A 12,309-nucleotide genomic window follows, 5' to 3' on the forward strand; every position below is an offset into this window, starting at 1 on the left:
AGCGCTTCCTGCATGGTCTGCTGCACCAAGCTTCTGATCTTTGCTTTTACTTCTTCCGTCTTTGCAGGTTTCTCTTTCTTCATTTGCCCACCTCCTGTGTTTTGATAAGTTTATCAATTTACACAGTTCTGTGGACACTCCTATGCTTTCCTGAATATCAATTACTTCTCGGTCAGCTTGACAACCTCGCCTTCTTCAGGGTCAGTAATAACCGCCGTCATATCAGGTTCAATCAAAGTTACCTTGTAGATGCCGACAGGTTCATCCTTCCCCTTTACAATCACCCTCTCCACGCCTTCGATCGAAACTCCCTTTATCTTCCCGCCCTCTACGCTTTCACGTATCCGCTCAACAGAAAATTCTGTCATCAGCAGGCCTGCATTGTATCTCTTTGTCAAAGATTCGACCCTTGCCGCAAGGTTCACATTATCACCTATGACAGTATAGTCCATCTTCTTGCCTTCCGCGCCGATGTTTCCCACAATCGCTTCACCGGTATTTATTCCGATGCCTACCTGAAGAACATCGCCTCCCTCAGACCTCCATTTATCCTGAAGCTCTTTAAGTTTCCTCACCATATCGAGCGCGCATCCGAGAGCAAGCTCCGCGTGGTTCTCCTGCGGCAGCGGCGCCCCCCAGAATGCCACAATAGCGTCCCCTATGAACTTGTCCAGCGTGCCTTCCCACTTGAAAACGATATCTGTCATGGCGCCGAGATACTCGTTCAGTATGGCGACTACCTCTTCAGGCTGGTGCTTTTCAGAGAATGTCGTGAATGACCTTATATCAGAGAAGAAGATAGTTACATCCCTTCTGTCACCTCCGAGCTTTGCCATCTCAGGATTCTTAATAAGTTCATTCACAACTTTTTCCGTAACATAGCTTGAAAACATCTTCCTGATATTCCTTGCCTTTCTCTCTTCAACAAAAAATCTGTAATTGACAATAAAGGTTCCCACTGTAAAAACCGTTAGTGCCGGATATATCAGGTTGGCCCTCAGGCCGTAATAAGCAAAGAGGGTCTGGTTAAACGCGATATATGCAATGGTCATGGCAAGATATACAGCAAGCATCGGCAATGAGCTCATGTTCCTCTGCCCGATAAAGAGCGCTGTCAGGCCCATGACCAGGACTATCAGGATATCAGCGTATGCAGACATCCTGGTCAGATAATTGCCGGTTATTATATTGGCAACGATTGTGGCGTTCTTCTCGACCCCTGAGAAATTGGCAGAGAACGGGGTGACCTTCTGGTCGTAAGTCGCGATTGCTGTAGTGCCGATCAATACTATCTTATTTCTGAATGTATCAGGAGGAATCAACCCGGAGAGCACATCTGCCGCGGATGAATGGGCTATCCTGCCTTCCCTGCCGTAATAATTGACCAGAAGCCGTCCGGTCAGGTCTGTGGGAACAAAAACATCACCGGCTTCAACACCTGTTCCTCCTATTATCTTGACCTGGCCAAGAGGAATGTTCATTGAGATCAATGCGGCACGGAAAGCAAGTGAAGGAAAATACTCTTCACCGAATTTAATATAAATATATTCCCACCTCAGCTTGCCGTCCCTGTCAGGCAATGAAAATACATGCCCGAACTGTGAGGCGCTTCCAATAGGCTCAGGCGGGATAAGCGCCCTGTATGCCTCATAGGCCTTAAGATATGTGGCATTCTTGATGGTCATTATTGAATAGTCATAAAGTATATCAGGAAGCTCCCCGGTAAATTTTTTACCCTCTTCGCCGGCAAATGCCAAAGCCATAACAAGCTTGTCTTTGTGCGCGCTGATAGTCTCTGCCAATACACTGTCTGCTTCGGGAGATTCTGATTCCGGATAAAAGATATCAACCGCTACAGCCCTGGGGTCGCCCTCAAACACCTTGTCGATCAGCTTTGCCTGAAGCCGCCTGTCCCAGGGCCACCTCCCGTATTCTGCAAGGCTGTTCTCATCAATGGCGACCACAGAAACATCAGGAGGAACATCCGGGGGTGATATGTAGTTTCTGACCTTGAACCCGTAATCGACAAAGAGCCCGCCGAGATATTCGTCAATTATCAGAGGATTAATATAAGTCAGGTAAACAAAAAAGAAAGTTATAAGAAGCGGGATGGTTACTGTCGGATTGATAAAACCTTTATTATTTATCGAGGGGAGCCTGGGGAGAAGGGATATCGCGGACAAGGATACCCTATCCCTTTCCGGACAGCCTGTCTCTATTGTCATGGACAAGTATCCCTGTGCTCCCGTCTTCAGTAAGGCTGATCATCTCAACCCTTCCGTCAGCTCCTTCCCAGTATCTCTTATTAACATTGTCGAGCATAGGATAGTATTTGCCGGATATATCCTCATACATATCTACCTTATATTTCGGCTTGCCCGGCCCGGCCTCTTCCTCTGCTGAGAGCCTGAGCACTCCGTTATTATCATAGACAGTGTGCCTGCCGGTATTGTTTTTGTAGCCGACATAATATCTGCCGGCCTCTTTATGATAGACATCCGCATTCATCTTTTTAAGTTCGGCGCCGACGATCTCATAAAAGGAGTCGCCTTTTATACTGAAGCGTTTATCCGCATTGCTCAGCACCCACTCAGAGGTAATCCTGTCTGGGCTGTGTGTGAGGATGACCTTCGCTTTATCGAGAAAGGTCTTGTCAAGCTTGTGATATTCAGTATGGACAGCGCCTGCCCCGATCGTTATATCGTGCACCACTACAGCTCCATTAAAGGCATTGACCGCCTCGTCATACCTCTCTTTGCTCCATACGCGCTCAATATAATTATTTATGTCTCCCTTGATTATCGCGGCAGCCTTAAAATTTTCTTCAGTCATTCCAAGCGCCTGCTCCCTCTTCTCTTTATAGAGCTCTTCCCACAGGTCCTTATTATTGACAGTGTCCGAGCTGAAGATAAGCGTATCCTCATCTGTCCTTACCTTGATGCCTATTGCAGACACGCCGTGCCAGACAGGGGCCTTGATCGCTTCGATGGAAAAACCTTCAGGGTTGCTGAATATGTTTTTATCCTCTTCATAAAAAATGTCCGAGCTGAATGGATAGAAGCTCTCAGGCTCTACCCATTCACCTGAAGCAGGGTCTTTAAAAAGCAGCCTGGGCCTCTTTGAGTTTGGATTGATCACTATCTTGGCCCTCTCAGGCCCGACCGCATCTCCCTTACTGTCGACAATAGAAAGCCTCGTCCTGCCGGGCCCGTCCTCCAGGGATTTTATCCTGTATCTTGCCCTGGGGCCGATGATCCTGAAGTCCACATACTCCTCATATGCGATGTCCACGATCTTTTTTGAGTCGGCCGAGAGGCTCCTGTCGAGCGCGGCAACTGAGGCGTTGATTATCTCATCATGCACGTCCTCAGAGGTAACGAAGAAGACCTTGCCGCTGATATCCGGCGCGTACATATTGAAGAGCGCGAGGTCGGAAAACCACCTCTTATGGTCGTCATGGGCGTGCGTGACAAAGAGGCCTTTGACCTTCTTAAGGCCGTGGCCGCCTATCTGCTGAAACAGCGGCGCGCCGCAGTCTATAAGATAGGTGAAACTTCCCACGGTGATCTGATAGCCTATGCTCTTGCCGATCCTTGAAAAAGGGCCGAAGTCACCGAGTATATGGAGTGTGATCCCGTCATTCATTTGATGGTTATTTTAGCACAAAACATCTGTTTTTATAGTTTATCAAGCCTGATGGTCAGCCCTTTTCCGGCTGAGATATTTCCGCCTGCTGTTTCGGAATATTCACCCGGAATGTCAAATGACTTATCCCTGTCGTTCCAGAAGACAAGCCCGCTCTTTACGGCCTTTTTATTCTCCGCGTCATCAATGCTGGCGTTGACCAGTTTCATCCTTTTTTTGCGGAAATCAATGTATGCTTTTTCAGCCTTCACCCTGACAAGCGCCATATCTCCCCTGAAGACATCAAAGCTCAGGCCATTGATCACTCCGCGGAAGATCAGCCCCTTTGCGCCGCCCCCGTTGTCCAGTGACAAGAACTCCTCAGTGGAGGAGAATATATCAGGTTTCGATAACCTGTTTTTATCAAGATACAATGTGAACCTCGCGTTATCTATCGTTGCCTCTTTAAAGGGCCTGATATTGAATATCCAGACGCGCCTCTGGCCGATCCTGAATTCATCTGCCTCAAGTTTTGCAAGGAGATTGTTTTTATCATCAAACGAGCTATAGGAAAAGCCTTTCATGCTGTGGGGATGATCAAATCCTGGCCGGGCAGAAGTAGTATCCTTTACCAACGCAGGCTGCTTCCTGTCATTATTAAAAACAGTCAATACGATGACAAGGCAAAGCGCTGCTGCTGCGGAAAATATGGAGATCAGTGAAATGCGGGAAAGTGGCATCTTCTTTTATATATATCTGTCTGGCAATACGGACAACGCGCCTGGCTTAAGGCAATGTGTAGACATTAAAATTCTCAACACTCCCGCTCGAAGCAGGCCACTGCAACAGTATATAATCATCAGCATGCATGTCAAATGCCACGCCGTCAGGGCTATCGTTAAAAAGAAAATATGATGGAGCGCTGTGCCACAGCTCGGCCTCAAAACAGCAATACTGATTATACGCACTCGTCACAAACTCGATCGAATCCAGCTTCACGTCATAATGTTTTTCAAAACCGGCAAACCGCCTGAAATTCTTAATGAGATAATAATCATGATCACCTGTAAAAGCCCCTATTCCTGCCGATGAATTGGCAATCCCGAGAAATTGATAACCGGAATTTTCCGGGTGCTGAAGGTCGATGGGAAAACCAACACTGCCACCGTAAACATAATAAATATCTTTTTCAAGAATATCCGCCGTGTCGTTTCCATTGAGATCTTCATTATTAATAGAAGGGTCTCCGTCTTCTGTCTGAATTATAACCCCGCCGAAACCCGGATCAGGCAGAAAGCCCCGCGGTTCATCGCCGGCGAACTCAGGCAGAAGCTCCCTGAAATCAACCTCTCCGGCATAGAACCTGCTGAAATCCATTATCGTATCATCCGAAGCATCACCCGGAGTTTCGTTGTTGTCCAGTGTGCATGCGGCGTCAAGGCAGCCTCTCAGGTTATTTATCATGGTCCTGGCCTGAGCTATCTCATCCGGGGGTATCTGCCACGGGTTGGGGCCGACGTCAATGCTGATAAAGTCATCGCTCTGATCGTCAGCCTCAGCAAGTATCCAGTCGATGGCTGCCACAGAATCATCAAGCGCGCTGCCGGTCAGATAGCCCTTGGCGTTCACAAGATGCGAAGGGGTTGTCAATGATAATAATGAAGGATTCTCAGCCAGAAACTGCTGGTTGGTCATGCCGACATTACTATCAAGAGCGTCAATGTCTATATTAAGATTATAAGCCTGCTGTGTCAGGATGAGCGAAAGCATGCTCTTTGCCATCGCCCTGAATGCAAGGACATCACCGTAGTCGCTCTCTATAGGCGCGCTTTCAGGTTTGCCGGGTTCCAGCCAGATGACATTGAATGTATCGGATATATCGTTGAAATTATCTATCGCGCCAATAAGTTCAGGGCGCACCACATTATATAAATAACCCTGAAGCTGGCCGCCGGTCGGTGAATTTACAGGCAGCAGCTGAGGGCATTGAACGTCGAAAAGAGCCGGATTTAACGGAGACACGCCTGAGACAACACAGTCAAAAAGATCGGCTATCTCGCCGGCAGTATTGATGCCGTTGGAAGCGTTTCCGTCAGATGAGACCTCGAAGCCCAATGCAAACACCCTTGCAAAAGCGTAAAAGAACCTGGCTGTATCAGCCTGATTGGAGGTTGAGTTCCCGAATAAAGATACGGCTTCCTTTAAGAAATTCCTTGCTGATAAAATATCCCCTGCGGCAAAAGCATCCAAGCCATTGCCTAATACAATATCGTAATCCGTAGACTGCATGATAACCGTAAGCGACACAGGGGCACCGCTGAGATTCGCCTTAACGCTGCCCTTAAAGAGCATGATGCCATTGCCATCGGTTTCATCATGCGCGATCACCTCAAAAAGCCTCTCGGCACCCGTAGGTACCTGAATAAGCTCATTGAGCACGGTAAAATCATAAATATTAATGGTGCGCGCTATCGGGCTCATTTGCGGGCCTGTGACCTTTATCACAACAGACGCAACCGCATCAGGTATCGCCTGAAGGGATAAAGCGCCTGAGCTTCTTTCACGCTGGCCGAGATTAATGGTAACGGAAGTGCTGTCTGAACTTGCAGACCCGCCTCCGCCTCCAGAGCAGGAGACAGTCAAGAAAAAAAGGGCTGATAGAGCTGTCAAAAGAGCAGGCCTTACAAAAACATATTTTAATTTGCTGATGATCACGGGCCTATCGCCTCCTCAGGAAATATTACATCGATCGTGACAGGCGTAAGCGCGGCAGGCGGAACCTGATCCGCAACAGGAGGAGTCCCTGCAATTTCAGGGTCAACAGCGGGCGGAGCGGCATCCTCATTGCTGCTGTTGTCAATAAACTGTTCAACGGTCTCAAGCATTACAGCCTCAGGTATCTGATTCTGATTCTCCATGACCTCGCCGATAACAGATGTAACGTCTTCAAACTGCTCTATCTCTTCAGGAGTCGCGGGCCGTACAATGCCTTGTTCCTCTCCTGAAAAACTGCCGACCTCGCCCGGATTGATGCTTATCTCATTAAGCCCCGTCACAAGGTCGGTCATTGTGACATTGCCGTCAAAGACCATGGCGTGCGTTCCATTGTCGATCCAGACAATGAACATCGTCCCCCTTGCCGCAACCACTGCCGTCGGGGTATGTATCTCAAGGTCTGACCTGCCGACAATGACCCTTAACGATCCGTCAATAAGGTTATATATCGATTTTGACCTGTCCTTTTCAGAATTATAAATGTACTCCTTCACCTCAAGCCTGCTGAGCTCGCCGAGGCTTAGAATGCTGTCGTCATTGAAGAATATCTTTGCCCTTGAATTCTCGCCTGTCACAACCGCGTCTTCGGTAAGGACCGCCATCTGAGGTTTGGCATCGCTCCGCTTGTCATATCTGAGGATATAGACATTCTTTTTTACGGCCAGTATCTTCCCGGCCTCCTCGTCAGAATAGGATCTCAAGGAAAATACGGCTGATAAGAACAGTGCTATCAGGACTGCATATAAATGTATTTTCATAACACACCCGCCGTCAGGAACAAGCCTGCGATATTTCTCCTGTAATTATAAAGATCAAGGTTTGAATCATTTACAGTGAATGACTCTGTGAGCTGAAGGCTGAAGGTCCTGTTGATGACATATGTCAGGCTGCCTGAATATGTCTGTATGCCGTCAATGCGGATCTCTGACGCGCCGGGAGAAATGCTGTCATATTCCCTTTCGCTGTATTCGGCTGACAGGCTGCCGTATAACGACGGAAGTATCCCGGATGAAATGTCCCCGCCGAGCCTGAACCCCTCATAGTTCCAGTATGCGGCGTCTGTATCTTCAGAGTCATAATAAAAATAGAGACCCGCATTGAATTTGTCCGAATAGTTCTGCCTTATTCCCGCGCTGTGCTTGTAACCATCCCTTATTGAAGCTGTCTGAAAGAGTTCTGAGTCGAAATATTTAAGGAGGCTGTATTCATAGGCCGCTTCGGTTGAAGACTTTTTATCCTCGATCACCTTTACCCTTGCGGAGAATTTATGATTGACACTGTAAAGGTTGCCGTCGATCAATGTATATCCCAGGGAGTAAGCAACAGAAGGCTTTATCGTCTTTGAGACATCAAACTCGACGGCAGGGCCGAGCTTTTGATAATTAACATTAAACCGGCTCAGATTATGGTGACGGCTGAGATAAAAAGAATAATCCCCTTTCATGCTGACAACACCTTTTTTAAACAGATGCTTTCCGGCTGCAAGATACAGAAGCTCCCTGAAATCCGCTTTTCTGTCTGCCGGGCTGGCAGGATCTGAGGGTTCAACAATAACGTTGTCATCATACTGGCTGCCGAGAGAGATGTTTATAAAATAATCCTTTTTGCCCTTGCCTTCATCCTCCTCCGCCCTGCATGCCTGCATCATGTCTGACGCGTATTTCCTGAGGCCTCCATCATCAGACATGGAAACATACTTTTCAAGAACGCTGTCAGCCTCGTCGCATTTTGCGGTTATATAATAGATGCGGCCGAGCTCAAGACAGGCGTCAATGAAATCCTTGTCCTTCTCCAGTATCCCCTTGAATATACCTTCGGCCTTATCAAACTCTCCAAGCCGCGAGTATGCCATGCCGGAATAATACGCAGCTTCAGCATTTCCGGGGGAGGCCTCAAGCGCTTTCTCAAAGAAGCCGAGCGCATCCCTGATCATGCCTTCGCTCATCTTCTGGATGCCTTGAGCTATATAGAGTTCCCGGACTTCTTTGGCGTAGAGAGGAGAGGCGAAAAAGAGCAGAAAACCCAGAGCAGCCACAACCGGATGTATAACAGAATATTTTTTCATTTACACCTCATGGATTAGGATACAACTCACTTTATCAAAATACAAGGAAATTTTCAATATAAAAAAGCAGGGGAAAAGAAGATCAGTTTCCTGTTTTTTATTAAATTTCCAAGTGATATAATATGCAGCATATCAACTGCCATGAAACAATCAGATAAAAAGAGACTCAGCCTGCTGATCGGGATACTCCTTACCCTTGCCACTACCCTTCTGATGTTCCTTGAGCTGTCTCCTTTGGTGACGCTTGAGGCAAAGCTTCTCGACTACAGGTATAAGATACGCGGGCAAATGGCTCATCCTGACAGCATCGTCATAGCTGCCATTGATGAAAAAAGCATTGAACGACTTGGAAGGTGGCCCTGGGACAGAGACATACTGGCGCGGCTTGTAAACAAACTCGAAGAGGCAGAATCCGGAATCATCGTTTTCGATATTATTCTCAGCGAGGGCGAGTCCAATGACAGGCTGCTCGGCGATGCCATATGGGATGCCGGCAATGTGATACTCCCCATTGTATTTGATTTTGAGAGCAAGGTAAGCCAGCCGGATAACGAGTACCTGAACAATGCGGCATTGACATCTGTTGCTAATGAGGAGCTATTTAGAAATTATCCGCCGATCATGGCAAACGGCGTTCTCATACCTGTGCCTGAACTGATAAGCTCCGTGATGACGCTCGGCCATATCAATATGTTCCCTGATATGGACGGAACCCTTAGATGGGAATCACTGCTCATTGGCTATAAAAACAAATTGTATCCTTCGGCAACGCTTCAGGCCGCATCCGCATATCTTGGAATTCCAAACGATAAGATAATTGTAAATGCGACCAGCGGGATACAATTGGGAAACAAGAGAGATATACCTACCGATGAATACGGCCGTACCCTGATCAATTATTACGGGCCGAACATGACATTCACACATCTTTCCATTTCAGATATTCTTGAAGGAAATATTAAACCCGAAGAACTCCGTGGAAAGATAATCCTTATCGGCGCCACAGCGGTCGGCATATATGACCTGAGAGTAACGCCTGTCTCCGCCGCAATGCCGGGGATAGAGAAACACGCAAGCGTGATCGCATCCATAATAGACGGAAAACATCTTAAAACTGCCCCGGCATATGTGAATTTTACCGTGCTTTTGGTGACCGGCCTTTTCTTCTCCCTCATATTCACAAGACTGAAGGCTGCCGGCGCCTCGGTCCTAACAGCAGCTTCACTTTTTCTTATCTCCTGGTCTGCGTATTATCTCTTCGCGAAGCATGGCCTCTGGATCAATGTGACCTATCCCGCGCTTAACATTATTCTTATATTCGCAAACGCGACCTTATACAACTACTATGTAGAGGAGAGGTTCGCAAAGAAGATAAGGGCGATGTTCTCAAGTTATGTTACTGAAAGCCTGGTCAACGAACTCATCCGTAATCCCGAACTGGCAAAGCTCGGCGGTGAGAACAGGGAGGTGACGATACTCTTTTCAGATATCAGAGGGTTCACGACATTCTCGGAAAAGCATTCGCCTGAAGATGTTGTCGCGATACTTAATGAATACCTCGGAGAAATGACAAAGATAGTGCTTAAATGGAAGGGCGTGCTTGATAAGTTCATAGGCGACGCCATCCTCTGCTTCTGGGGCGCACCCGTCAGGCAGGATAACCACGCGGAGCTTGCCATAAGATGCGCCCTTGAGATGATGAAGAGGCTCGGCGAACTCCAGGAGAAGTGGGCTGCTGAAGGAAAAGCCGGACTGGACATCGGCATAGGCATAAATACCGGCCAGGTCATCGTGGGCAATATCGGAGCTGAAGGAATGAAGATGGACTATACTGTCATCGGAGACCATGTGAACCTCGGCTCAAGGGTTGAGTCCCTGACAAGAAAATATGAAGCCCACATACTTATAACAGAATTCACATTAGAGAAGATACGAAACCTTATAGCAACCGGAAAGATATCGCATGTTTCAGTGGAAGGAAAAGAGAAGGTCATAGTCAAAGGCAAGGAAAAGCCTGTTGCCGTTTATGAGATACTCTCACTTGTGCACGGCGCACACTCAACAGTGGTCGAATGTGAAGAGGGGAAGGTTGTCAAGCTGACGGAGAAGTAGCACAGGTGCTTTAAGCAGGGGGATCAGGGATGTGTTATTTTTGTTTTAATCAAGGGATGCAACTGAAACCCTGTTCCTTAAAATGAGCATCAAAGGCAAAGACCGTCTTAATTCCTAAATTGCGTAACACTTCAAAACTCGTGCAATCAACAAAACTGAGCTTCCGTCTTGAAGCAGCCAGTAGAGCGCTTACCCCTGATCTGTGCACTCCTGAATTAATCCACTCAATATTTATGACTGGTAAAATGTCTTCTTGAAACGCGCTGACAGCTCCCATGCCGAGACGATGTTGTATAAGTGCAAAACTTTCTACAAGAATATAATTGGATGTTACAAGAACGTTCTCAGGACCAAGCACAGTATCCCATACGTTTTTAGCTTTCTTGTGATTGGCATCATCACTGTCGAGCAGGGCAAAAAAGGCTGATGTGTCAATAAATATCCTCATTTGCCTAATGCCTCTCCAAGATATTTATCATGCTTCCCTGAGATATCACTCTTCCCTGACCTGAATCTTCCGGCAGTTTCCATAGCCCTTTTATATCTTTCTTCTGAATCAACAACAGCGTTTGTCTTTAAAATCGCATCAACAGACCGCCTTATCAGTTCGGCAACAGACAGGTGCCTTGATGCCGCTATCTTTTTTAAGCCCTTTACCTGTTCTTCTGTCAGTTGAATCTGAGTCCGCACCATATTGCCTCCTGTGATAACACTTTTGATTACATGATAACAGATTCAGAACTTATGCGTCAAAAGATTAAATTATTAATTCCCTTCCGCGTCATTTCGAGCAAAGGGAGAAATCATATCATTCCCCTCTATCAAGACCAACAGTAGGTGCTTTAAGCAGGGGCAAGGGGTGTGTCATAATCAGCCGCAATCTCTTCTTTAGCCGTCATTCTGGCTTGCCTGCCTGCTGGTAGGCATGATCCAGAATCGATTAACCACACCACGATATTTTGTGCTTGTGTTTTCCTATTCATACAACTATGATATTCTTATTCCAGCAAATACGGACGGCTGCCTAATAATTGTTGTACGAATAAAATAAAAACAAAAGGTGGTGATTCAAATGTGTCCTTTTCTCAATAAACCCTGCATAGAAGCTAAATGTAAACTTTGGATTGAGGCAGATAATAATTGCGCTATCCCTCAAATCGTTTATTCGATTAATTTAGCCAAAGCTGATTATCTTGCTCCAATGCTAAAAGAGATTAAAAAATAATTAAGTATTCTTATTTGCTTGAGAGTGCCAGTACATAGATATAGCAAACTCAACGGTTCCTATGGGTATCTTTTTTTCATCAAGGTACTCAAGAAGCTCTAAGGCTTGCTTTGTTAATTCTTTGGGTGTCATAAGACGACCTCCTAAAAACAGAAATTAAAGACCTTAAAAAGGCCTAATAACAGCAATACAGCAAAGACTAATAGAGTACGTACAACAATGCGCTACAGGGAATCGGGCGAAACAACCGCCCTCACCCTGAGCTTTGCGTTGGGCCGCACAGAGCCATATTACAGGAAGTAAGCTACTATATGACAGATGACAATGGATTTCGCCAATATATAAATCATGTTTTTCAGATGCAAAACTGAAGTTCCCCTGCTTCAACGGACACAAAGTTTAGTTAGGCTGCTATATCCTCCAGTTCAAATGATACCGGAGATTTATATCCCAGAGCTGAATGCCTTCTAATTCGATTATAGAACATTTCAATATATTCGAATATACT

General features: G+C 46.5%; 10 protein-coding genes. 1 reads left to right on the forward strand and 9 read right to left on the reverse strand.

The features are described 5' to 3' along the window. Window positions 1–161 precede the first annotated feature (161 nt). Genes HY807_09980 through HY807_10005 form a run of 6 tightly spaced genes read right to left on the reverse strand, consistent with a single transcriptional unit; the run spans window position 162 to window position 8,464 of the window. Window positions 162–2,225 (reverse strand): adenylate/guanylate cyclase domain-containing protein, encoded by a 2,064-nt coding sequence (locus HY807_09980; protein MBI4826728.1) that lies wholly within the window; start codon window positions 2,223–2,225, stop codon window positions 162–164. Next, window positions 2,191–3,645, reverse strand: a complete 1,455-nt coding sequence (locus HY807_09985; GenBank protein MBI4826729.1) for a hypothetical protein — start codon at window positions 3,643–3,645, stop codon at window positions 2,191–2,193. The genes HY807_09980 and HY807_09985 overlap by 35 nt, the downstream gene beginning before the upstream one ends. 32 nt (window positions 3,646–3,677) lie before the next feature. Continuing rightward, the gene (locus HY807_09990) at window positions 3,678–4,364 is read right to left on the reverse strand and encodes a hypothetical protein (GenBank protein MBI4826730.1); all 687 of its coding nucleotides are present in this window, start codon (window positions 4,362–4,364) and stop codon (window positions 3,678–3,680) included. A 46-nt stretch (window positions 4,365–4,410) separates the two neighbouring features. After that, entirely contained in the window at window positions 4,411–6,339 is a 1,929-nt protein-coding gene (locus HY807_09995; GenBank protein ID MBI4826731.1) for a hypothetical protein, read from the reverse strand. Further along, window positions 6,336–7,157, reverse strand: coding sequence for a FecR domain-containing protein (locus HY807_10000; protein ID MBI4826732.1), 822 nt, complete (start codon window positions 7,155–7,157; stop codon window positions 6,336–6,338). The genes HY807_09995 and HY807_10000 overlap by 4 nt, the downstream gene beginning before the upstream one ends. Then, complete coding sequence (locus HY807_10005) at window positions 7,154–8,464, reverse strand: tetratricopeptide repeat protein (GenBank protein MBI4826733.1); 1,311 nt, start codon at window positions 8,462–8,464, stop codon at window positions 7,154–7,156. Before HY807_10005 ends, HY807_10000 begins: the two co-directional genes overlap by 4 nt. Window positions 8,465–8,605: 141 nt before the next feature. On the opposite strand from HY807_10005, the gene HY807_10010 reads away from it, so the two are divergent. Continuing rightward, a complete protein-coding gene (locus tag HY807_10010) occupies window positions 8,606–10,576 on the forward strand; it encodes an adenylate/guanylate cyclase domain-containing protein (protein MBI4826734.1) in 1,971 nt (656 codons plus the stop codon). Between the two features lie 49 nt (window positions 10,577–10,625). Here HY807_10010 and HY807_10015 read toward each other — a convergent pair whose 3' ends face one another. From HY807_10015 to HY807_10025, 3 genes are all read right to left on the reverse strand, one after another. Beyond that, window positions 10,626–11,024 (reverse strand): PIN domain-containing protein, encoded by a 399-nt coding sequence (locus HY807_10015; protein MBI4826735.1) that lies wholly within the window; start codon window positions 11,022–11,024, stop codon window positions 10,626–10,628. Beyond that, window positions 11,021–11,269: a ribbon-helix-helix protein, CopG family gene (locus HY807_10020; protein MBI4826736.1), complete on the reverse strand. Its 249-nt coding sequence runs from the start codon at window positions 11,267–11,269 to the stop codon at window positions 11,021–11,023. The genes HY807_10015 and HY807_10020 overlap by 4 nt, the downstream gene beginning before the upstream one ends. Before the next feature lie 935 nt (window positions 11,270–12,204). Next, on the reverse strand, window positions 12,205–12,309 hold a 105-nt coding region (locus HY807_10025), incomplete at its 5' end, for an IS3 family transposase (protein MBI4826737.1).

The sequence above is a fragment of the Nitrospirota bacterium genome, from assembly GCA_016207885.1.
Classification (GTDB): Bacteria; Nitrospirota; Thermodesulfovibrionia; order UBA6902; family UBA6902; genus JACQZG01.